The 22,974-nt window shown below is 53.6% G+C and carries 14 protein-coding genes; 4 read left to right on the top strand and 10 right to left on the bottom strand.

Annotation, left to right across the window (positions count from 1 at the left end; translation table 11 throughout):
* Positions 1-42 precede the first annotated feature (42 nt).
* From AC4QZR_RS13320 to treZ, 5 genes are all read right to left on the bottom strand, one after another.
* Positions 43-294, bottom strand: coding sequence for a hypothetical protein (locus AC4QZR_RS13320; RefSeq protein ID WP_253406238.1), 252 nt, complete (start codon positions 292-294; stop codon positions 43-45).
* A 66-nt stretch (positions 295-360) separates the two neighbouring features.
* A complete protein-coding gene (gene malQ, locus AC4QZR_RS13315; protein WP_494481359.1) occupies positions 361-1,869 on the bottom strand; it encodes a 4-alpha-glucanotransferase in 1,509 nt (502 codons plus the stop codon).
* Positions 1,866-4,589 carry a malto-oligosyltrehalose synthase gene (gene treY, locus AC4QZR_RS13310; protein WP_494481358.1) on the bottom strand — a complete coding sequence of 908 codons (2,724 nt, stop codon included), beginning with the start codon at positions 4,587-4,589 and terminating at the stop codon, positions 1,866-1,868. Before treY ends, malQ begins: the two co-directional genes overlap by 4 nt.
* Positions 4,590-4,723: 134 nt before the next feature.
* Positions 4,724-7,147, bottom strand: a complete 2,424-nt coding sequence (locus AC4QZR_RS13305) for a DUF3536 domain-containing protein (protein ID WP_494481357.1) — start codon at positions 7,145-7,147, stop codon at positions 4,724-4,726.
* A gap of 121 nt (positions 7,148-7,268) precedes the next feature.
* Positions 7,269-9,113, bottom strand: coding sequence for a malto-oligosyltrehalose trehalohydrolase (gene treZ / locus AC4QZR_RS13300; RefSeq protein ID WP_494481356.1), 1,845 nt, complete (start codon positions 9,111-9,113; stop codon positions 7,269-7,271).
* A gap of 211 nt (positions 9,114-9,324) precedes the next feature.
* On the opposite strand from treZ, the gene AC4QZR_RS13295 reads away from it, so the two are divergent.
* Genes AC4QZR_RS13295 through glgB form a run of 3 tightly spaced genes read left to right on the top strand, consistent with a single transcriptional unit; the run spans position 9,325 to position 17,032 of the window.
* Positions 9,325-11,346, top strand: a complete 2,022-nt coding sequence (locus tag AC4QZR_RS13295) for an alpha-1,4-glucan--maltose-1-phosphate maltosyltransferase (RefSeq protein ID WP_494481355.1) — start codon at positions 9,325-9,327, stop codon at positions 11,344-11,346.
* A 15-nt stretch (positions 11,347-11,361) separates the two neighbouring features.
* Complete coding sequence (gene treS / locus AC4QZR_RS13290; RefSeq protein ID WP_494481354.1) at positions 11,362-14,694, top strand: maltose alpha-D-glucosyltransferase; 3,333 nt, start codon at positions 11,362-11,364, stop codon at positions 14,692-14,694.
* Positions 14,687-17,032, top strand: coding sequence for a 1,4-alpha-glucan branching protein GlgB (gene glgB, locus AC4QZR_RS13285; protein WP_494481353.1), 2,346 nt, complete (start codon positions 14,687-14,689; stop codon positions 17,030-17,032). The genes treS and glgB overlap by 8 nt, the downstream gene beginning before the upstream one ends.
* A gap of 85 nt (positions 17,033-17,117) precedes the next feature.
* Here glgB and AC4QZR_RS13280 read toward each other — a convergent pair whose 3' ends face one another.
* On the bottom strand, positions 17,118-17,717 hold the full coding sequence (locus AC4QZR_RS13280) for a DUF2179 domain-containing protein (protein WP_494481352.1): 600 nt from the start codon (positions 17,715-17,717) through the stop codon (positions 17,118-17,120).
* A gap of 402 nt (positions 17,718-18,119) precedes the next feature.
* On the opposite strand from AC4QZR_RS13280, the gene AC4QZR_RS13275 reads away from it, so the two are divergent.
* Complete coding sequence (locus tag AC4QZR_RS13275) at positions 18,120-20,327, top strand: bifunctional alpha,alpha-trehalose-phosphate synthase (UDP-forming)/trehalose-phosphatase (protein WP_494481351.1); 2,208 nt, start codon at positions 18,120-18,122, stop codon at positions 20,325-20,327.
* Between the two features lie 80 nt (positions 20,328-20,407).
* On the opposite strand, the gene AC4QZR_RS13270 is transcribed toward AC4QZR_RS13275, so the two are convergent.
* The 4 genes from AC4QZR_RS13270 to AC4QZR_RS13255 form a co-directional block, all read right to left on the bottom strand.
* Positions 20,408-20,608, bottom strand: a complete 201-nt coding sequence (locus tag AC4QZR_RS13270) for a hypothetical protein (RefSeq protein ID WP_494481350.1) — start codon at positions 20,606-20,608, stop codon at positions 20,408-20,410.
* Positions 20,609-20,625: 17 nt separating this feature from the next.
* Positions 20,626-20,892, bottom strand: a complete 267-nt coding sequence (xseB, locus tag AC4QZR_RS13265) for an exodeoxyribonuclease VII small subunit (RefSeq protein WP_494481349.1) — start codon at positions 20,890-20,892, stop codon at positions 20,626-20,628.
* Entirely contained in the window at positions 20,885-22,447 is a 1,563-nt protein-coding gene (gene xseA / locus AC4QZR_RS13260; protein ID WP_494481348.1) for an exodeoxyribonuclease VII large subunit, read from the bottom strand. Before xseA ends, xseB begins: the two co-directional genes overlap by 8 nt.
* A gap of 75 nt (positions 22,448-22,522) precedes the next feature.
* Positions 22,523-22,696 carry a hypothetical protein gene (locus AC4QZR_RS13255; RefSeq protein ID WP_494481347.1) on the bottom strand — a complete coding sequence of 58 codons (174 nt, stop codon included), beginning with the start codon at positions 22,694-22,696 and terminating at the stop codon, positions 22,523-22,525.
* Positions 22,697-22,974: the final 278 nt, after the last annotated feature.

Below are 22,974 nucleotides of genomic sequence, written 5' to 3'. Positions count from 1 at the left end.
AAAGAAACTCAACAGGTGTCCGATGCCCGTTGAGTTTCTTTTTTATCGATCCCTTGAGCTTCTGGTGATGGCAAAGTAGATCACATAGAACCAGCTGAAGATCCCATGTAGGATCGCCCAGAGGATGGACTGGTTGCGTGACCAGGAAGCCACCACGGCAATCACTGAACCCAATCCGACACCTTTTTCGATGACGGTTGTTTGCGTTACTTCGGTTGCATCGCCTATCTGCGCCAGCAAGGGCGTGGCACATATCAATAGAAATACGAAGCTAAGGGTAAGTTTCTTGTTCATCTTCAGTGTATAGGTTAGTATCCGCAATATTGCGCTAACAATATACATAGGAAAATGAATATTCACCTACCTTCCATACAATTCCACTTCCTGCTTCAACCTGTGTGCCACCGTCTTAGTAAATTGGCTCGGCTGCAGGCGCCATTGCCAGTTGCCGTTGGCGGTGGAGGGTTTGTTCATGATCGCTTCTTTGCCCAGGCCCAGCACATCCTGTATCGGCAACACCACCAGTTGCGCCACCGACATATATGCCAGTCTGGCCATCACGTCGCTCACGTTTTCCTTCGACAGACGCTGTGCGCTGTAGTCGCTCAGGCGTTTCTTGTCGTCGCGGCTGGCGTCGTGCTCGTACCAGGCCCGCACAGTGCTGTTGTCGTGGGTGCCCGTGTACACAATGGAATTTTGGCTATGGTGATGGGGCGCATACAAACTGTGCGGCAGGTCTTCGCCGAAGGCAAAAAGCAGCACACGCATACCTGGCAGATCAAAAGCTGCCATCAGGTCGCGCACCGGCTGATCGATCTCGCCCAGATCTTCGGCAATGATGGGCATAGCCGGAAATTTCTTTTTAACCGCCGTGAGCAACTCGGTGCCGGGCGTCTTCACCCACTTGCCGTTGATAGCGGTTGCCTCACCGGCCGGCACTTCCCAATAGGCCGAAAACGCTCTGAAATGGTCGAGTCGAAGTAAACCAAACAGCTCCAGGTTATGGGCAATGCGCTGCAGCCACCAGTCAAAATCCTGTTTCTCCAACTCCTTCCAGTCAAACACCGGCGTACCCCACAGTTGGCCTGTTTCGCTGAAGTAATCGGGCGGCACACCGGATACCGCCGTCGGCATACTGGCTCTGTCCAGTTTAAAGAGGTGCGGATGCGACCACACGTCAGCGCTGTCGTGGCTGACATAGAAGGGCATGTCGCCGATGAAGGTGACCTCTTTGGAGGTGCAGTAGGCCTTGAGGGCTTCCCACTGCCGGTAAAAGAGAAACTGCAGAAAAGCCTCCCGTTCTATTTCGCCAGCCAACTCGGCTGTTAGCGCTTCCATGGCATGCGCTTGCCTTGTCTTTACCTTTTCAGGCCATTCGGTCCAGGGTTTCCGGCCATAATACTGTTTGAAAGCCACAAAATGCGTGAAGTCCGTCAACCATGATTTATGTGCTTCCTGAAAACGAATGAACTCCCCCTGCAGCTTGGTTGCCTTACCGTCTTTGTAGTTGTCATAGGCCTGCCGGAGAAGCTTTACTTTGTAGTCCGCTACCCTTGGGTATTCTACCTTGGCCTTGTCGAAACCGCCGCCTGCCCGCAGGTCTTTTTTGTCGAGCAGGCCGTCTTCTACCAGTCTTTCAGGACTGATGAGTAGCGGATTGCCAGCAAAGGCAGAGTGACTGCTGTAGGGCGAGTTTCCTGAGCCGATTTCGGTCGGGTTGAGGGGCAGGATCTGCCAGTAGCGCTGGCCCGCCTCGGCCAACAGGTCGGCAAACTTGTAGGCTTCCGAGCCCAGATCGCCGATGCCGTAGGCCGATGGGAGCGAGGTGATGTGGAGCAGGATGCCGCTACTGCGTTTAGGTATGATCATAGTTTCGTGGATGTTAAGAGTGCAACCGGGAAAGACTTGAATATTTCAGCCAAAGGTATAGCGCGCTTCGCCTGTATGTGCTGACCGCTAAACAATTGGTGCCATTCCTGCGGGGCTTCGGCTGGCAGTTCTACCGATGTGTCGCCCCATACCTGCTCGCCCAGTGGCAGTTCGTTTTCGGAGATGATATCGGTCAAAAGGCGCGGCACCACGACAAGGCACCAGTTTTCTTCGTGGTGACGGGCAAAGGCCATGGCCTGTTTGCTGTGCTTGCCTTTCAGCTGCAGCGGAATATAGTCGCCTTTGTCGAAGAGTGCTTTTTGCTCTTTGCGCAGGTGCAGTACCTGGTGCAACAGGTATAGCTTGACGCGGGCATCGGTCGGGGATGACAGCAGTTGCTGCAGCAGATCCTCTGGTTGTTTGCTCGTCTTTATTTCCTGCAAAACCTGTTGCCGAATTTCGTAGTCTACGGGGCGGCGGTTGTCTGGGTCCACCAGGCTGAAGTCCCAGAATTCGCAGCCCTGGTACACATCGGGCACGCCCGGGCAGGTAGTTTTGAGGAGCGTCTGGCAGAGCGAGTAAAGCCAGCCGAAGTGCGCCGTCTTCCGGAAGAAGGGGAGAAATGAGGCCATGAATTCCTTATCCTCCTGCAGCAGTTTTTGCACCAGATCCTTCGTTGCTGTTTCATAGGCCTCATTTGGCTCCGACCAGTTGGTGTTGACTTTAGCCTCCCGGAACGCTTTCACCAGGTATTCCTGCACCCGCTCCACCAGTGTGTCATCCACCTGTCCGTCGATTGGCATAACGCCCAGCAGCGTTTGCAGGATGAAGTAGAGGTCGTTTGCAGTCGGGCCAACTGTCTTGCTGTGTGGCTGCGCCAGTTGCATCCATGTTTTTGCGTTTTCCTCCCACTCCTCCGGCAACTCACTCAGCACTTGAAGACGCATGCGGGAGCCTTCGCCGCGTTTAGTGTCGTGCGTGGCTGTGGCGTTGATGGAGTGCGGATAGGTCTGCATGCGGTATTGCATGCGTTCGTGGAAGTCGCGGCGGTCGAGGTTGAACACGTCCGGGCTGTTGCCCACCTCGTTGAGTGCCAGCAGGCGGTTGTAATTGTAGAAGGTCGTATCTTCCACACCCTTGGCGGCCAGCGGCCCTGTGAACTGCTGACTGCGCATCACGAAGTATAGCTTGTTGCGCTTCTGCTCTTCACTGTCCTGATCACCGGCCTCAAACAAGGTGCGCAGGTGCTCCAACTCGGCTTGCAGGTTGGGTGCTTTTTCATGCGCAATGGCAAAAGCATTATCCACCACCTCCATGGCCTCTGCTGCCAGCGGAAAGGTATGGCCGTAAATGCGGTATACCGGGAAAGAAGCCAGCAGCGTGGCCAGGGCATGATGCCAGTTGTCGTTCTCTGACGAAGCAGGCAGCAGTTCGCTGTCACGCAGCAGTCGCAGCAGGTTTTGCAGCTCGCCCTGCATGTAGTTCTCCAGTATCAGCAGCTTTTTCTCGTACACCAGTCCTTCGTAGTCGAGCGGAGCATCGGGCACGAGTCGGCGGTATACCTGTGTGAGTTTGCGTTCGCCTTCGGCATCGGTATAGAGGTTGCTCACCCAGGCCAGAAAATCGTAGCCGCTGTTGCCTTGTATCGGCCAGTAGTCGGGCATGTTTTCCTCGCCTTCCAGGATCTTTTCCACCACCAGGTATACCTGTTCGCCCGCCATTTTCCGTAGTTGAGCCAAGTACTTGTCGGGGTCAAAAAGGCCGTCGACATGGTCCACCCGCAGGCCCTGTACGAGTTGCCGCATGCAGAGCTCCTTGATAAACTGATGGTAATGGGTAAATACCTCCTCCCGCTCCATGGCGGTGCAGATCAGGTCATTGACCGTAAAGAAGCGGCGGTAGTTGATCCTTTTTTCCGTTTCCTGCCAGTGGCTCAAAATGTAATACTGTTGCCCCAGCAATTTCTGAAGGGTTGACTCATCCTCGTTTATACCTTCCAGCACGGCGGCTATACCTTGCTTTATATCCGGCTGCCGCTGCGCAGTTTGGTAGAGGGCCTGTTTAGCCTGCTGCCAGTCATTTGGCTCCAGTTTGTCATGCGCCATCAGCTGCTCCAGCTTTTGTACCTGTTCCGCCAGTTGTGTTTTGCCATCATCAGAGCTCAGTTTTTCCGCGACGCGCGCCAGCAGAAACGTATAGCTATCGATGCTGATCGGATATATGTTGTCGAAGTAATTGAGCCGGAAGCCGTGTTCGTCGAATGTCACCTTGAGTTGTCCCTCTTTTACGACCTCCTCTAAAGGTTCTCCCAAAAAAGGCACCATCAGTTGACCCTTGAAATCCGGGTGGCTGAAGTTGACGTCGAAGAAGGTATAGTAGCGGGACTTCTGGCCTTTCTCGAGCACATCCATCAGCCAGGCATTGTTCGGGTGGAAGGCCATGTGGTTCGGCACGATATCCTGCAGCCAGCCCAAGCTGTGTGCTTTCAGTTCTTCGGCTATTTCCTGCAGTTCTTCCATCGTGCCCACCTCCGGGTTGATCTGATGCGGGTCTGTGACATCATACCCGTGCTCACTGCCGGGTCGGGCCGTGAAAAAAGGCGCGGCATAGATCGTGCTGATGCCCAGATCCCGCAGGTAGGGGAGAATGTTTTTCAGGTCCCGCAGCGTGAACTGTGGTGAGAGCTGCACTCTGTAAGTGGAGGAAGGTATGTATACCATGTTGTTTTCGTTTTAGCCTTTAAAAGCAGCGTTTGTCAGAGTGGTATCCCGGCATCGTTGCGCTCACAGGTATAGGCACGGTGTCAGTCACTGATTCAAATTCATGTAGTCCATTGTCCTTTGTCAAAACAAGATCATATTTTCAGATTGAGGCTCTCGTACAGTTCTTTGAACTGCCTGCACCAGGTCGCCGCCTTTTCATCTTTTTCATCCTGTTTTTTTAGATTAACCACATAGGTGCTCCGCCGCATTCTGAAAGCGATGTTTTGCGACTGCCAGTACTCGGGCTGCAGATTGGAGCCGTTGAGCACGGTAAGCAACTCTGTCAGGTATAGCATGTGCTCCGTATCAGCGGGGTTCTCCTCCAGGTAGTGCATGGCTTCTTCTACGTGAATGGTAGCCGCATAATTTACGGCATCTTCGTCCAGTTTCACGCCCATGCGCTCTACCTCCTTCAGCAGTTTGAGCACTGAGTCCACATCCACCCGCTCGGCCATCAGGGCTTCGAGCAAACGGCCCGTCACGATGTAGTCCACCGTGATCTGCAGTGGACGCGGCAGGTTCATATCCACACTTTTGATGGCGGCCATAAGCGGGTAGTTGTTGTCGTATACCTGCTGAAAATCGTGCTCGAGCGCCCGCATAGTTTGCTCCAGTACCTGGTCCAGGATCTTCTTTTGATCGTCGCGGAACAGGTGCCAGAACGAGTAGTTATGCGATTCGAAATGCTTGTCGAGGAGCATGATCACTTCCGTGATGTTGCCTTTGTCAAAGGCGGTGCTGAGCTCATGGTGGAGTGTGGCAAAGGCCTCGGGGCTTACGTATTTGCGCACGCCCCCGAACAGCTGGTGGTCGCCAATGTGCAGTACGCCAAAGGACACGTCCACTTCTTCCCAGGTGATGGTCGAGCGGATAAAAGCCTTGCCGATAGCCAGTCGCTGACGACCTGCTTCCTGCATCTCGTAATATTCCGACGTCGCTTTGTAGCTATAGAGCGGCAACTCGTCCGGCGAGTCGGTGAAGAGCGACGACACGGCATAGTGTGCCCCCACCCGTATCAGGTCCAGCTGGGTTGGCTGCACGATTTTATAGTACGCTTTGGAGGCGTCACCATACTCTTTGTTATTGCTCTTGGCCCGCTTCAGAAACTCCACAAAAGGAGCTTCGAAATCCTCGCCGCTCAGGTCCTTGGCCAGCTGCAGGGCACGGGTTGCATACAGGATGTCCTGCATGGTTTCGATACCGGTCACTTCGTCAAAAAACCAGCCACAACTGGTGTACATGAGCATGGCGTGGTACTGCATTTCGAGCAGTTTCAGGAACTTGATCTGCTCGCCTTTGCTCAGGTCGCGGTCGGTGTGGGTGTCAATGAATTCGCGTACTTTTTTCTCACCCCGGTTCATGATCACCTGAATGTAGTTGTTGCGGGTTTGCCAGGGATCGGCGCCCAGCTTGCGCATTTCCTGCTCGTAGAGCGGCTCCAACTGGTCACGCACCCAGTCAAAGGCCTCCCGCACCGGAGCACGCCAGGCCTGGTTCCAGTCATCATGGCCACCCGTATGGCAACCGCAGTCGCTGCGCCAGCGCTCCACACCGTGCATGCAGCTCCAGGAGGTGTTTTCGATGATCTCGGCTTCGTATTTAGGAGGGTATAGCTCCAGGTATTCCCCGTAAATCGTGATCTTGGCCAGCTGCTCCTGCTCGATGTGGTGCAGGGCGTAGGAGAGGGCCATCTCGCCGAAGCGGTGGTGGTGGCCGTAAGTTTCGCCATCGGTGGCGATGTGCATTAGTTGCGGGTCTTTGCTTTGCTCATCAAAGGTGGTGGTGAGGCGATGGGCGAATTTCTCGCCGCTCTCCAGCAAACCCTCAAAGGCAATGGCCTGCGATACGGGCGCATCATAAAAGAAAAGCGCGATGGTGCGGCCCGAAGGCAGTGTACAGCGGTAAGGCCGGCGTGGATCTATCCTGGCGCCTGACGCATCGTGCCATTCTTTCTCGTCGATCTTGCGGTAGCGTTTGGCCTGGTAAGGCGATAGTATGGTGAATTTGATTCCATGTTCAGCTAGTACTTCCAGTGTAGTAGTGTTGGCAGCCGTCTCGCCCAGCCACATCCCTTCCGGGTCGCGACCGAATCGCTTCCGGAAATCATAAATACCCCAGATCACTTGCGTATGCTGGTCGCGCTCGTTAGCCAGCGGCATGATCATGTGGTTGTATACCTGCGCCAGCGCAGCACCATGGCCCGAAAAGCGCTTTTGGCTCTCTTTGTCAGCATCGAGAATGGACTGGTAGATGTCCGGGGCTTTTTTCTCCATCCATTCCAGTAAGGTCGGGCCGAAGTTGAAGCTCATGCGGGCGTAATTGTTCATAATGTCCACAATCTGCCCTTTGCCGTTCTGGATGCGGGAGGCAGAGTTGCGGGCGTAGCATTCTGCCGTGATGCGCTCGTTCCAATCGTGGTAAGGTTTAGCCGACTCCTGCAGCTCTACCTCGTTAAGCCAAGGGTTCTCGCGGGGCGGCTGGTAAAAGTGACCGTGAATGCAGATGTACTTGTTCATATTTTAAAGGGCAAAGAATCGTTAGACAAAAGGCAGGCAGCGTTCAGGTATAGGCGGCAGACCGTGTACCCGCGGGCCTGATCGTGCAAAGGCTATACCTGACTGAGCTCCAGTCTTTACTTTATAAAATAATGTTGCTTTGGTATACGGTAACGGAAGCGGCCGGCAATTCTATTTCCTGGCCTTCATGCCTCTCAAGCGGCAAGTCTATACTTACCCCGCCATACCTAGTTTCGCAAGAGCTCAAAACCAGCTTCCAGGCAGCTCCTACTTCTGTCACGATTTTAGTTTTTTGAGGTTGGTTACTTATGTTAAATAAGGTATAGAGATAAGGACTCTCGCCGGAATGAATCAGATGCAAGACCTGGGTATGACTGTCACTCGAAACATGCAAGCGGGTTTTGTCGGGGTGGGACAGTGCAGGGGCTGACTTGCGGAGCCTGATCAGCGCTTTGTAGAAATCGCGTAGCTGGCGATGCTTCTCGCTGCGTTCGTACGTGCGCTGCAGTTTCGATCGGTTAAAGCTGTCCTCTGACTGTGGGTCCGGTGCTTCACCCTGCCAGGCAAAAGCCGAGAACTCCTCTTTGCGGCCATTGCGCACGGCCTCTACCAGGTCTTTGTCAGAGTGGCTCACAAAGTAAAGGAACGGGTTCTCTTCGCCATACTCTTCTCCCATAAACAACATGGGTGTAAAAGGGGAGAGCAGTACCAGTCCCGCCGCCATTTTGAGCATGTCATAGGAAACCAGTTGCGACAGTCGCTCGCCGAGCATGCGGTTGCCCACCTGGTCGTGGTTCTGGGAGCAGACCACAAACTGGCGGGCGGGGTTGGCGGTGGCATCGCTGCCGAAGGTGCGTTTGCGGTGCTCGGAGTAGAGGCCATCGTACACAAAGCCATGCTGCAGCGCTTTCTGCAGTTGCTCCAGCTTGCCAAAATCGCTGTAGTAACCGGAGTCCTCGCCGGTGAGCAGCGCGTGCACAGCATGGTGGAAATCGTCGCTCCACTGTGCTGCCAGTCCAAAGCCGCCTTTCTCCACCGGATTAATCACCCGCACATCGTTCAGGTCACTTTCGGCAATCAGGATAAAAGGACGGTTCAGTTGCTGCTCCAGGTGCTCCACCTGCTCCTGCAGTTCCTGCAAAAAGTGCTTGGCGCCTGTGTCGAGGATCGCGTGCACAGCGTCGAGGCGCAGGGCGTCGATGTGGTAGTCGCGTAACCACATGAGGGCGTTCTGGATAAAGAAATTGCGTACATGGTCACTGTGGACGTCATCAAAATTGAGGGCTTTGCCCCAGGGTGTGTTATACTTGTCGGTGAAGTATGGGCCGAAGTCGTTGAGGTAGTTGCCCTCCGGACCGAGGTGGTTGTATACCACGTCCAGCACCACGGCTATACCTGCGGCATGGCACGCGTTTACCAGATTTTTCAAACCATACGGACCGCCGTAGCTTTCCTGTACTGCCGAAGGGTATACGCCATCGTATCCCCAGTTGCGGCTGCCTGCAAATGCCGCCACCGGCATCAGTTCGATAGCCGTTATACCTAAGTCAAGCAGTTCCGGGAGTTTGTCGATGAGGCCTTGAAAAGTGCCTTCTTCAGAGAAAGTGCCTACGTGCAGTTCATAAATAATGTACTGCTCGAGCGGCAGCGGCTTCCAGTTGTTGTCAGTCCATTCGAAAGAGGTATGGTCTACCACAACGGACGGCTCGTGCACACCGTCGGGCTGAAAATAGGAAGCAGGATCAGGGCGTTCCATGTCTTCATCAAGCCGCAAGGTATAGCTGGCTCCCGGACCTACCTCTTCGCTCAGCGCAGTCCAGTAGCCAAAGGCTTCACGCTGCAGCGGTATGATCTTATCGTTATCTTTTAATACTACATCTACCTGCCCGGCGGTTAGCGCCCAAACGGTGAACAAGGTTCCTTTATCCGGGGTATAATGTGCTCCAATTTCTCTTGTTATGCTCATTTCCAATGTTTTTACGCCTGATTCTTAACTGCCATATACGGCATTAGGTTGTTCTTTTTTGGCCAATCCGATCTTTTCTGATTTTAAAGTCGCGCTATTCCCCGCTTAACATGAGTTGTAGGTAAAAAAGCATCTCCCGGCTTCGAAACCTATTAAGCGCGCATGCAGTACCTATTAGCTATTCTTCATCAAATCAGGAAAAAAAGCATACATGGAAGCACTGGAAGGAACCAAAAGGGTTGTCATCGAGAACGTGAAGCCGCAGGTAAACTGTGGGCAGTATCCAATCAAACGCGTTGTGGGAGAGGAAGTAGAAGTGACGGCAGATGTGTTTGGAGATGGCCATGATGAAGTAAAAGCGGTACTGCTCTACCGTCATTCCAAAAAGAAAAAATGGAGCGAAGTGCCGATGCAATTCTTGGGCAACGACCACTGGCGCGTAAGTTTCAAACCCGATAGCATGGGTTCGTTTGAGTATACCCTGCAGGGCTGGATCGACCACTTCTATACCTGGCAAAAGGGACTCAAAAAGAAGTTTGAAGCCAATCAGGATATCACCGTAGAGTTGCAGATAGGTGCACAGCTGCTCGAAGAGTCTGCTGCTACCGCCAAGCCCGGCCAGCAGAAGCGCCTGCGCAAGTGGGCCGAGCAACTGAACAGACCCGGCTCCGTTGCCGACGCTGTAGCGCTGGCAACTAGCGAAGACGTATCGGATTTGATGCACGCCTGTTGCGATCGGCAAAACGTGACAACATACCATAAAATACTTACCGTGGAAGTGGAGCGCCAAAAAGCGCTTTTCAGTACTTGGTACGAATTCTTCCCACGCTCAGCCGCACAGGAAGCAGGCCGCCATGGAACCTTTCAGGATTGCGAGCGGCTGTTGCCCCGCATCGCCGAAATGGGCTTCGACACGATCTACCTACCGCCTATCCACCCTATTGGTTACGCTTTCCGGAAAGGCAAAAATAACTCAGTCACGTCTCAGCCCGGAGAACCGGGTTCGCCCTGGGCCATCGGCGCTGAATCAGGCGGTCATAAATCTATACTGCCAGAGCTGGGTACACTGGACGAATTCCGTCATTTTGTGCAGACGGCCCGCGAGCATGGCATTGAGGTAGCGCTGGACTTTGCTATTCAGTGTTCGCCGGACCATCCGTACGTAAAGGAGCACCCACAGTGGTTTAAGTGGCGACCCGATGGCACCGTGCAGTATGCCGAAAACCCACCCAAGAAATACCAGGACGTGCTGCCTGTCAACTTCGAGACGGAAGACTGGCAAAACCTGTGGCGTGAACTCAAAAGCATCGTGATTCACTGGATCGAGCAGGGCGTTTATATTTTCCGAGTCGATAACCCGCATACTAAGCCTTTCGCCTTTTGGGAATGGATGATCCGGGAAGTGCGTCAACAATATCCGCAGGTGATCTTCCTGGCAGAGGCCTTTACCCGTCCGCGTGTGATGGAGCGGCTTGGTAAGATCGGCTTCACGCAGTCCTATACCTACTTCACGTGGCGCAACACAGCCGCAGAGATCAAAGAGTACATGCGCGAACTCACCCAGACCGAGATGCGCGACTTCTACAGACCTAACTTCTGGCCAAACACACCCGACATCCTGCCGCACGAACTGCAGTCAGGAGGCGAACCGGCGCACATTGTCCGTGTGGTGCTGGCGGCTACGCTTTCGTCCAACTACGGTATGTATGGTCCTGTGTATGAGTTCGGCATTAACACACCGGTGCAGGGCAAGGAAGAGTACTGGGATTCAGAAAAGTATGAAGTCATGCACTGGGACTGGGGCCGCCTGACCAAAATCCGGGAGGTGATCACGAAGATAAATAAGATACGTCAGGTGAACCCGGCGCTGCAAACCACCTGGAACATCGCCTTCGGCGACACCGACAATCCGCAGCTGCTATGCTATGCCAAGTGGGACAGCGAACGAAGAAACAAGATGCTGATGGTGGTGAACCTGGACCCGCACAACACGCAGGCCGGTTGGGTACAAGTGCCGCTGCATGCCCTGAACATGGACAGCACCCAGCAGTACATGGTGCACGACCTGATGACCGAACACAAGTATACCTGGAACAGTGAGTGGAATTACGTGGAGCTTCGGCCGCACGAAATGCCGGTGCATGTGTTCCGCATCGAAACCGCAAACCCTGGCATGGGCCACGAAAGTCTGGACGACAACTGGCTACCCGATGACCACGGCAAACACGAATAAAGCAGAAAAAACTATATGGCAGAGGACAACACCCTTCTCGACGACAACATTCACTGGTACAAAGACGCCATCATTTACGAGTTGCACATCAAAGCCTTTATGGATGGCAACGGCGACGGCATCGGGGACTTCAAAGGCCTGATGCAAAAGCTCGACTACCTGGAAGAACTGGGCGTGACGGCTATCTGGCTCTTGCCTTTCTACCCGTCGCCCCTCAAAGACGACGGGTACGACATTGCCGACTACTACAGCATCAACCCGAGCTATGGCAACATGCAGGATTTCAAGCTGTTTGTAAAAGAGGCGCACCGTCGTGGGCTGAAGGTCATCACAGAGCTCGTTATCAACCACAGCTCCGACCAGCATCCGTGGTTTCAGCGGGCACGTCGCGCCAAGAAAGGCTCCAAGTACCGCAACTACTACGTCTGGACCGACGATCCGAAGCAGTACAAGGATGTGCGCATCATCTTCACGGATTACGAACCGAGCAACTGGACCTGGGACCCTGTGGCCGGGCAGTACTACTGGCATCGTTTCTTCCACCACCAGCCCGACCTGAACTTCGACAACCCGGACGTGCAGCAGGAGGTGTTCAAGATGCTCGATTACTGGTTCGATATGGGCGTGGACGGCTTCCGTCTGGACGCAGTGCCCTACCTGTTTGAGCGCGATGGCACCAATTGCGAGAACCTGCCCGAAACCCACGCCTTCCTCAAAAAGCTGCGGGCTCACGTGGACAGCAAGTATACCGGGAAACTGCTACTGGCGGAGGCGAACATGTGGCCCGAGGATTCGGCTTCGTACTTCGGCGATGGTGATGAGTGCCACATGAACTACCACTTCCCGATCATGCCGCGCCTGTTCATGTCGGTGAAGATGGAGGACCGCTACCCGATCATCGATATTTTTGACCAGACGCCTGCTATACCTGAAACCTGCCAATGGGCCATGTTCCTGCGCAACCACGACGAACTCACGCTGGAGATGGTGACCGACGAGGAACGCGACTACATGTACAAAGTGTATACGCGCGACCCGCTGGCCAAAATCAACCTGGGTATACGCCACCGCCTGGCGCCGCTGCTGGGCAACGACCGCGCGAAGATAGAGTTGATGAACGTGCTCCTGTTCTCTATGCGCGGCACTCCGGTGGTATACTATGGTGACGAAATCGGGATGGGCGACAACTACTACCTCGGCGACCGCGACGGTGTGCGCACGCCTATGCAGTGGAACGACAACCGTAACGCTGGCTTCTCGACAGCCAATCCGCAGAAGCTATACCTGCCTGTGATCATCGACCCGGAGTACAAGTATGAGTCGGTGAACGTGGACACGCAGCAGCACAACGCCAACTCGCTGCTCTGGTGGATGCGACGCGTTATCAACATGCGCAAGCGCTACAAGGCCTTCGGTCGCGGCGAGATCCGCTTCCTGAACCCGGCTAACGCCAAAGTGCTGGCCTTTGTGCGCTCCTACCAGGATGAAAACATACTCGTAATTGCCAACCTATCGCGCTTCCCGGAAGCGGTGGAGCTGGACTTGCCGGAGTTCCGGGGTTATGTGCCGGTGGAGGTGTTCAGTAAGAACAAATTCCCGCAGATAAAAGAGGACAGCTATGTGCTGACGATGGGAGCCCACGGCTACTACTGGTTCGAACTGCAGCCGCAGGAAGTGAGCGGCCGCGAGGGACTCGACATGAAGAAGCCAGCCATGCAACTGCCTCCACTCAGTCAGTCTATACCTTCCCGTGCGCTCAAAACACTCGAAAGCAAGGTGTTGCCGCCTTACGTGATGAATCGTCGCTGGTTCGGGGGCAAAGCCCGCACGATACAGCGCATGCAGGTAGTGAACAACACGCCAATGGTGGCGGGGCGGTTTGCTGCTTCGCTACTGTTCATTGAAGTGAGCTACAACGAAGGGCTTCCAGAGCTGTACCAATTGCCGCTCGCTTTTGCCACCGGTGAACAGGAAGAGGAACTGATTGCCACCCAACCCAACAGCGTGATCGCCCGCGTGACCATGGATGGCAAGGAAGGTATCCTATATGATGCGGTCTACTCTGAGGATTACCGCCAACTGCTGCTCAATCTAATGGCCAAACGCAAGAGCATTAGAGTCGACGGCGCCGAAGTGGTAGGTACCGGAAGCCGCAGCATTGCCAATAAAATTAAAGAAACGGGCCATCCGCTGTCTTCTAAAATACTGGGGGCGGAGCAGAGCAACACTTCGGTAGTGTATGATAACCAGTTCTTCCTGAAGGTATACCGCAAGCTCGACCGCACCCTTAACCCGGATGTGGAGATCGTGCAGGCGCTAACTGATAAGGAGTTTGCGAACGTGCCGATGTACCTGGGCTCGGTGGAGCACGAGGAAGAGGGCAAACCGCCGATGGTGCTCGTGATGCTGCAGGAACTCGTGCCGAACCAGGGCGATGCGTGGACTTACATGGAAGATTCGCTTAAACGCTTTTTTGAGCGATTGCAAACCCACAAAGACCGGGAACCGCTGTCCGACACAACGGGCACGTTTGCTCAGCCTGTTCCGTTCTCGGAAGCCCCGGAGCATATGCAGTTGCAATTAGGAGGAGCCTCTGTGGAGCGTATCGAGCTACTGGGGCAGCGCACTGCCGAAATGCACCTGGCACTGGCCAACATCACCGATTCCAAAGACTTTTCGCCGGAGGAGTTTTCGCTCCATTACCAGCGTTCACTCTACTCGTCGCTCACCTCTTTGGTGCGCAGCAATTTCGACAGCCTGCGCAAACACCTGCCCAACCTGCCGGATAGCGTACGGGCTGAGGCAGAGGAAGTACTGCAGATGCGTCAGCAAGTGCTGGAGCGTCTCAAGATGATCTTCCGTCGCAAGATCGACACCATGAAGATCCGGACCCACGGAGACTACCACCTGGGGCAGGTGCTGTTCACAGGCCGAGACTTCACCATCATCGACTTCGAAGGGGAGCCGGCCCGCTCGTTCAGTGAGCGCCGCTTAAAACGCTCCCCACTGCGCGATGTGGCCGGTATGATCCGATCGTTCCACTACGCTGCCTACAATGCGCTCTTCCAGCAGGACAGTTTCCGCAAAGAGGATGGCGATTATCTGGAGAAATGGGCCGAGCAATGGTACCACTATGCCAGCGGTTTCTTTATGCATACCTACCTGGGTATAGCCAAGGGCTCGGGTGTGGTGCCGGCAAACGAAGAAGACATACAGGTGCTGATGGAGACCTACCTGCTCGAGAAGGCGATTTATGAGCTGGGCTATGAACTGAATAACCGTCCGGATTGGGTGCTCATCCCGATCAGGGGCATCAAGTACATCATGAGGAAATATCAGAATGGCTAAGAAGAAGGAACAGGAAAACACACAGCAGAACCCACTGACAGGTATGGAAACCGGTACCGGTCCAGCCTTGAAAGAAGGCACAGCGCCAGGCAATACTGGTAGTGGAAAGAAAAGCAAAAAGGACGAAGGTATAGCCACTGTGGAAGTGCAGTCTGGTAGTGCTGCGGCGCAGACCAAGAGGGGTAGAGCGCGCAAAACGGACAGCACAGAACCGGGTGCTGCAGCCCGGGAAATGGTGGTGAAGCCTAAAAGGGGACGTGCAGGCCAAATTACTTCAGTTGAGCCGACTGCTCTGACAGGTGAAACGAAACCGAAGCGAGGCAGATCGACAAAGTTGGCAACACTACAGCAGGAGGCGCAGGAGGTGGGTTTGTCTACCACGCCTGCTCCGGTGGTGGAGCAGCCAGGGCAGGAGCAAACCGGACCAGTCTATTACGACATCAGCCGACTGTCTGAGTTTGATGTATACCTGTTCCGCGAAGGTCGGCACTTCAACCTGTACGAAAAGCTGGGTTCGCATCTGATGGAGCGGCAAGGCACCAAAGGCGCCTACTTTGCAGTTTGGGCGCCTAATGCCGAGCAGGTTTCCGTGATGGGTGATTTTAATGCCTGGAACCGTGAAAGTCACCAGTTGCAGGTGCGTGCCGACAACTCGGGTATATGGGAAGGCTTTATACCGGACGTGCAGGCAGGCATGCTGTACAAGTACCATATCAGGTCCCGCTACCACATGTACCATGTCGAGAAAAGCGACCCCTTTGCATTGCGCCGTGAGAAACCGCCACAAACCGCTTCGGTGGTGCACGAGCTGCACCATACCTGGCAGGACAAGGATTGGCTGGCAAAACGCAAGTCGCGCCACGGCCAGCCGCAGCCTTACTCGGTTTACGAACTGCATGTGGGTTCCTGGCGCCGCAAACCCGAAGATAATAACCGACCACTGACCTACCGTGAACTGGCCGAGGAATTGCCTGCCTACGTCAAGGACTTAGGCTTCACACATGTGGAGTTCATGCCTGTGATGTTTCATCCCTTCAGCGGTTCCTGGGGTTATCAGATCACGGGCTATTTTGCAGCCGCCAGTCTCTACGGCTCTCCTGAGGACCTGATGTGCCTGATTGATGCCCTACACCGCGAAGGTATCGGCGTGATCATGGACTGGGTGCCCTCTCACTTCCCGTCCGACGAGCACGGCCTGGCTTATTTCGACGGCACGCACCTGTTCGAGCACGCCGATCCGCGGAAGGGTTATCATCCGGACTGGAACAGTTACATCTTCAACTATGGTCGAAACGAGGTACGCTCTTTCCTGATCAGTAACGCCCTGTTCTGGCTCGATAAGTACCATGTGGATGGCCTGCGTGTAGACGCTGTTGCCTCCATGCTATACCTGGACTACAGCCGCAAACACGACGAGTGGATTCCGAATGAGTTTGGCGGACGGGAGAACCTGGAGGCGATCTCCTTCCTGAAAGATTTCAACGAGGCCGTGCACACGCAGTTCCCCGAAACGCTTACGATTGCAGAAGAGTCCACGGCCTGGCCGCAGGTGACGGGCAAAGTAGCAGACGGCGGTCTGGGCTTCGACATGAAGTGGATGATGGGCTGGATGCACGACACGCTGACTTATTTCTCTAAAGACCCGATCTACCGCAGACACCACCAGGGCGATATCACCTTCAGTATTATCTACGCTTTCACCGAGCGCTTCATGCTGCCACTCTCACACGATGAAGTGGTGCACGGAAAGGGCTCCCTGATCCGTAAGATGCCGGGTGACGAGTGGCAGGCATTTGCCAACCTGCGGGCGCTCTATACCTACATGTACGCTCACCCAGGAGCTAAGCTCTTGTTCATGGGTGCCGAACTGGCCCAGAGTACCGAGTGGAATCACGACAGCAGCCTGGACTGGCATTTGCTGCAATACGGCAACCATGCAGGTATACAGCAGCTCATTCGCGCACTCAACCATACTTACCAGCAGGAACCAGCCCTTTACGGCAAAGCGTTCGAACCGTCAGGCTTTGAGTGGATTGACTTTAATGACGCGCACAACAGTGTGATCAGTTTCCTGCGCAAAGGGGAGCGGCCTGATGAGCAATTGCTGGTGGTTTGCAATTTCACCCCTGGCGTGCACGATAATTACCGTTTGGGTGTTCCGACGGGTGGTAACTGGGTGGAGGTATTCAACAGCGATGACAGCCTTTTTGGTGGCAGTAATTTCCACAACCACGGTACGCTGCAGGCTATACCTGATTCCTTCCATGGGCATGCTTACTCCATTGTGCTGAAGTTGCCGCCTATGGCGGTGGTGTATTTTAAGTACCAGCCGTCGTAGTGGTTTTTATATAATGGTTGATTAAAGAAAAGAGCGTCTGCCCAAAACTCGGCAGACGCTCTTTTTTGCTGACTTCGCAGTAGTTTTACTTTCCTTTCCTGAGCGGCAGAAACTTGGTGAAACTTCTCTTGCGTTCGCCTTCTTCACTGGGGAGGTCTGTGTCGGAAACCGAGCGTACGTCTTCGATGGAGTAAAAAGCGTTGGGGTTATAGTCGCGGATAATGTCGATGACTTCTGTCATTTTCTTGCGCTTCACAATCATGAAAAGCAGGTTGACTTTGCCACGCGAGCCTTTTGCGTCCAGGGCAGTGAGGCGGTAACCCCTGTTGGTCAGGCGACTGATGAGCTCATCGCCAGAATCGACCGTAATGACCCGCACTACGACTTGTCCCAGCGCCAGCATCTGTTCGATGCGAAGACCCAGAAAGTTGCCTGCGGCAAAACCGGCCGCCCAGGCAAAGTAAGAGGCGACGTTATTGAGGTTCTGCATCACCTGCGTAATGGCCACGAGCCAGATCAGTACTTCCACAAAACCAAGCAGCGGAGCAATGGTTTTGTCACCTTTCGAGATGAAGACGATGCGAAGGGTGCCCAGCGTCACATCCATAATGCGGGCAAAAAATATAAGGGCAGGTATAATGACCCAGTTGACGATTTCAGGGTCAATTCCTTTAAAGTAATCCATGGGGTGCTTTGTTCTTTGGCTAATGTGTAAGCTGTTACTGACAACGACCAGAAATAGTTTTCCAATCTGCCGTGGCCCGGGCTTCATGCAAAGCTTCCGGGCGAGGCTCACAAATAAAGATACTAAGTATTTCGCGAATATGGTAACATAACTCCAGGTATGCCCCATGAGCTGAAGAAAGCTTTGCGGTGTAGTAAATACTTCAGTATCAGGGAGAGAATTTATTTCATATTAATTTTACTATATAGCTAAAACGTGCGCTCAATTTTCTCCGTATGCTATAAAGACTGCTTGTGTCATAATTAATTTGACGAAGCATATTTTTCAAAATCCGGACCCTGAATGCAGCTGTCTCACACCCTGGGTCGGCTGCTGCAGATGCCAGACATAAGGTGTAATCGCATGGCGAAATTGATTATTGTATCAAACCGACTCCCTGTAAAACTACAGGAAAATGAGGGCCGGCTTGATTTTAAACCAAGTGAGGGAGGCCTCGCTACCGGGCTTGGCTCTATCTACAAAAAGAAGAACAACCTGTGGGTTGGCTGGCCGGGCATGGTGGTCGAAGATGAGTCGCAGCAACAGCAGATCACCGACAACCTGAACGGACAGAACATGCATCCGGTCTTTTTATCGGAGAAAGAAATAAAAGAGTTTTACGAGGGCTTCAGCAACGAAACGCTATGGCCCACTTTCCACTATTTCAGTCAGTACGCCATTTATGAGCACCAGCTCTGGGATACGTATGTAGAGGTAAATCAGAAGTATTGCGACGAGTTGATGAAAGTAGCGGAACCCGACGACACGATCTGGGTACACGATTACCAGTTGCTGCTACTACCCTCCATGCTGCGCGAAAAGCTGCCGGAGAGTACCATCGGCTTTTTTCAACACATCCCATTTCCTTCTTACGAAGTGTTCCGTCTCCTGCCCTGGCGCAAGGAGCTGCTGGAAGGTATGCTGGGTTCTGACCTGATCGGTTTCCATACCTACGACGACATGCGCCACTTCCTCAGCTCGGTCAACCGCCTCGTGGGTCACGGCAGCACGCATGGCTGGATCAATACCGGCAGCCGCTCGTTGCTCGTCGACTCTTTCCCGATGGGGATAGATTATGACAAATACGAGCAGACGGCTGCTAGTGAGGAAGTTATGAAGCGGGAGAAGATGTACCGCAACAACCTGCACTCCAAAAAGATAGTGCTCTCGATTGACCGACTGGATTACTCCAAAGGTATACCGCAACGCTTGCAGGCCTTTGAGCTTTTTCTGGAGCGCTACCCCGAGTTTCATGAGAAGGTGACCCTGGTAATGCTGGTGGTGCCCTCGCGTGACGCGGTGGAGAAATACAAGGAGCTGAAAGAGGCGGTGGATGAACTGGTGGGCCGCATTAATGGCAAGTACAGCCACATGAACTGGAACCCGATCCAGTATTTCTACCGCTCGTATCCGCTCGAAACGCTGTCTGCCTTCTACCGCATGGCCGATGTGGCGCTGGTAACGCCTATGCGCGATGGCATGAACCTGGTCTGCAAAGAGTACGTGGCCAGCAAGCTGGACCAGACCGGCGTGCTGATCCTGAGCGAAATGGCGGGCGCTTCCAAAGAGCTTTCGGAAGCGCTGTTGATCAATCCGAATGACATTAATCAGATGGTAGAGACGCTGCACACGGCCCTCACCATGCCGGAAGACATTCAGAAGCAGCACATGCAGCACATGCAGGAATCGCTGCGCAGGTATAACATCCATCATTGGGTGAGCATGTTTATGGACCGCCTCTCTTATGTGAAGATCAAACAGCTGTCCATGGCCACCACATACCTCGACGAAGCTACTTATCAGGAACTCAGCAACTCGTACGCAGAGGCTAGTTCCCGCTTGTTCTTCCTGGAATATGATGGTGCCCTGGTTGACTACCACAATCGTCCGCTAATGGCTGCTCCTGACGAGGACCTGCTGGAGCTTTTGCAAAAGCTGAATAGCAATCCTAAAAACCGGGTAGTGGTGATCAGCAGCCGCGAGAAAGACAACATGCAACGCTGGCTGGGCCACCTGAACATCGACCTGATCGCTGAGCACGGCGTCTGGATAAAGCAGCGCGGCACCGGCTGGCAGACCATGACCAGCCTGATCGACGACTGGAAAAGCGATATACGCCTGATCCTGGACCTGTATGTAGACCGCACGCCGGGCTCATTTATCGAAGAAAAAGAGTACTCCCTGGTATGGCATTACCGTCGCGTGGAAACTGGTCTGGGAGAGCTGCGGGCTCGTGAGCTCGTGAGCCACCTCAATTTCCTGGCCACCAACAGCAACCTGCAGGTACTTGACGGGCAGATGGCCGTGGAGATCAAGGCACAGGAGGTGAGTAAGGGCAAAGCAACCGGTTATTGGCTCAACATGTACCCGCACGACTTTGTGCTGGCCGTCGGCGACGACTGGGGCGACGAGGACATTTTCAAGGCAATGCCGCGCGAAGCCTATACCGTGAAGATCGGTAACTCGCATTCCGTAGCCAAATACCACCTGGATAGCTGTGAGGAAGCCCGGAAACTGCTCTCGAGGCTGGTGGGGCTTAAACAGAAAAAGCTTCCGAAAGAATTGCTGTAAATTGATTTTAGCGAAACAGAAAAAGCCCCGGCTGTTGTATGACAGTGCGGGGCTTTTCGTTTAGGCAGTGCCTGCTGCGCTTAGCGCTTTTCTTCCGTTCTTTTGCTATACCTGCGGTAACTGTATACCAGCGATAGAAGCACCAGTACATTGGCTACAAGTCGCATGTATACCTGTTGGTTCGGCACAGAAGTCAGCGAACCGGAGAAATCAATGTTGGTCAGGTTATAAATGATCAAACCGATCAGTAACACGATCAGGATGAGGGCAAACTTTTTCATGAGGAGTTCAGCTATACCTACTGAAACAAGGTGCCATTCGCGCCACTGCCTTTCTCAGACTTAGATGCCGGCTCTTCGCAATTCTCCTCGTTGAATACCTGGTTGATGGCGTTCTCGGCATGGCGCAGTTTGTCTTTGCAGAATTTGATCAGCAGGGAAGAGCGCTGCACTTTCTGGGTGAGTTCGTCCACATCCACGGAGTCGCTTTCGATGGCCCGCAGGATTTCCTCGAGTTCCTGAGTGGCCTCGCGGTAAGTCATTTTATTTATGTCTTTGTTATTCATCTTTGTCTGTAGTTACAACTAAACTGTGCACTCTGCCGTCTTGCAGGCGCGTTTCGATCACATCTCCCTCTTTTACCTGCCCCATGTGCTTGATGATCTTGCCGTTGATCAGTGTTAAGGTATAGCCGCGGAGTAAAAGCTTCTCCGGGTCGTTTGCCTGAATACGCATTTCGAGCATGTCGAGCCTGTGGCTGTCGGAGCTCAGTTTCTTCTGGGCACTGTACTGCAGGCGGTCGCTGCATTTCACAAAGCTCAGCTGACTCCGCTTCTGCTTGTCCTTGGCCTCTGTCTCGATGCAGTGCACGAGTTTGTTCAGGTCCTGCTCCTTCATGTGAAGCCAGCGCTGGCCTATACCCTCCACACAAACCGTCAGCTCGCTTAGTTCCTTTCCACGCAGGTGCAGTAGGTCTTTGGTGTTGGCCTGCAGCAACCTCTCCGAGTTCAGCAACTGGTGTTTCTGGTTCTCGAGAAAGCTCTTGGGCTTGAGTAACAGGCTTTTGGAAAAATGCTCCAGCTGCTCCCGGTTCTCCTGCAGCAAGCTGTTGGTCAGATTGGCTATTTTCAGGCTCTGCCGCTCCAGCTTGTCGGTTGTGAGACGAAGCTGCTGGCTGGCGAACATGTAAATACTGTCGAAGAGCCCCTCTACCTCCGTTTCGAAAGCAAGCGCCTTTTCCAGCAGGTAATTCGCCACGGCCGTAGGTGTTTTCTGGCGGGTATGCGCCACCAGGTCGGAGATGCTTTCGTCGCGTTCGTGGCCTATACCTGTTATTACGGGCAGGGGAGCATTGCCGATGGCTGCCGCCACTCTGTAATCGTCAAAACAACCCAAATCCGTCTGCGAACCACCCCCGCGAATGATCACAATCGCATCGAACAAATGGCTATACCTGGCGATCAGGTCCATGGCTTTGACAATGGAGGCGGGAGCCTCATTGCCCTGCACGGTAGCCGGAAAAAGCCTCGTGTCGAAGGTATAGCCGTAGCTGTTGTTTTCAAGTTGATGGATAAAATCCTGGTAGCCCGCCGCCATTGCCGACGATACAATAGCCAGTCGCTGCGGTACAATTGTCATTTCCAGCTCTTTATTAGCCGTGAGCAGTCCCTCCGCCTCCAGTCGCTTCAGGGTTTCCTGTCGCTGCCGGGCCAGGTCACCGATGGTATAGTTGGCGTCAATGTTGACAATATCGAGGCTCAGGCCATAGAGTTCATGAAAACGCACCTGCGCCTTAAAAAGGATCTTAAGTCCGGCTTTGAGAGGCTGCCCGGTTTTCTCTTCAAAATAGCGCCCCAGCATCTGAAAGCGGCTGCTCCAGATCGTAGCACGTGCCTGCGCCTGAATGGCTCCACGTGGGTCGTCGCCTTTGTCAACCAGGTTGAGGTAGCAGTGCCCTTTTCGCCGATCCGGCGTGACTTGCGAGATCTCCGCCACTACCCAATAACTCTCCGGAAACGCCATCTCCAGTTCCTCCCGAATCTGCTGGTGCAGCTCGAAGAGCGAAAGCGGAGCATGAAACTCCTGTGTAACGGTAGTCTGGCGGATATAGAATTGGGCCATGGGCAGGGTGAAGAATCTAATCCCGAAGATAGGGTTTTTGGGTGAAATCTGGTTAGAGCGATATCGGATTTTCCTTTAAATGGTTTCAGCTCTGGATGGACAAAGGTTTGTTGCAGGTATGGTAGTAATGGCGCGAGCGTCCTCGCTCGTGACTAGTATAGTGGGGCCTCTGGCCCAGGTATAGGTATAGGTATAGGTATAGGTATAGGTATAGGTATAGGTATAGGTATAGGTATAGGTATAGCGCAAGTTTAGCGGTTGCGCAAATGTGGTTGGAGTTGAAGGTAGTTTTTAACTTGCATAGCAACTGCAATTACAGGTATAGAAGGCTATCTTGTTTTATAGCTTGCCCTGGCCGGGCGGGCCTTACTTTTTTCCTTGATGAAAAAAGTAAGCAAAAAAATCAAGACCCTCCAAACTCGCTGAACGCTCAAACAGTGGAGTGTCGTTTAGTGCACCTGGCTGAGGTGATCTGTTTCATAGCTGAAGGGGCAAGTTAGTCTTGCTATACCTACCAAGAGTCTGTG

It is taken from the genome of Pontibacter sp. YIM B11418 (genome assembly GCF_059278805.1).
The sequence above is the reverse complement of the archived record's forward strand: the minus strand, read 5'-3'. Positions and strand labels throughout refer to the sequence as shown.

Bases quoted from the DNA above. Each gene is read 5' to 3' on its own strand.
- AC4QZR_RS13320 (WP_253406238.1), bottom strand. From the start codon at position 294: ATGAACAAGAAACTTACCCTTAGCTTCGTATTTCTATTGATATGTGCC.
- malQ (WP_494481359.1), bottom strand. From the start codon at position 1,869: ATGATCATACCTAAACGCAGTAGCGGCATCCTGCTCCACATCACCTCG.
- treY (WP_494481358.1), bottom strand. From the start codon at position 4,589: ATGGTATACATACCTTCCTCCACTTACAGAGTGCAGCTCTCACCACAG.
- AC4QZR_RS13305 (WP_494481357.1), bottom strand. From the start codon at position 7,147: ATGAACAAGTACATCTGCATTCACGGTCACTTTTACCAGCCGCCCCGC.
- treZ (WP_494481356.1), bottom strand. From the start codon at position 9,113: ATGAGCATAACAAGAGAAATTGGAGCACATTATACCCCGGATAAAGGA.
- AC4QZR_RS13295 (WP_494481355.1), top strand. From the start codon at position 9,325: ATGGAAGCACTGGAAGGAACCAAAAGGGTTGTCATCGAGAACGTGAAG.
- treS (WP_494481354.1), top strand. From the start codon at position 11,362: ATGGCAGAGGACAACACCCTTCTCGACGACAACATTCACTGGTACAAA.
- glgB (WP_494481353.1), top strand. From the start codon at position 14,687: ATGGCTAAGAAGAAGGAACAGGAAAACACACAGCAGAACCCACTGACA.
- AC4QZR_RS13280 (WP_494481352.1), bottom strand. From the start codon at position 17,717: ATGGATTACTTTAAAGGAATTGACCCTGAAATCGTCAACTGGGTCATT.
- AC4QZR_RS13275 (WP_494481351.1), top strand. From the start codon at position 18,120: ATGGCGAAATTGATTATTGTATCAAACCGACTCCCTGTAAAACTACAG.
- AC4QZR_RS13270 (WP_494481350.1), bottom strand. From the start codon at position 20,608: ATGAAAAAGTTTGCCCTCATCCTGATCGTGTTACTGATCGGTTTGATC.
- xseB (WP_494481349.1), bottom strand. From the start codon at position 20,892: ATGAATAACAAAGACATAAATAAAATGACTTACCGCGAGGCCACTCAG.
- xseA (WP_494481348.1), bottom strand. From the start codon at position 22,447: ATGGCCCAATTCTATATCCGCCAGACTACCGTTACACAGGAGTTTCAT.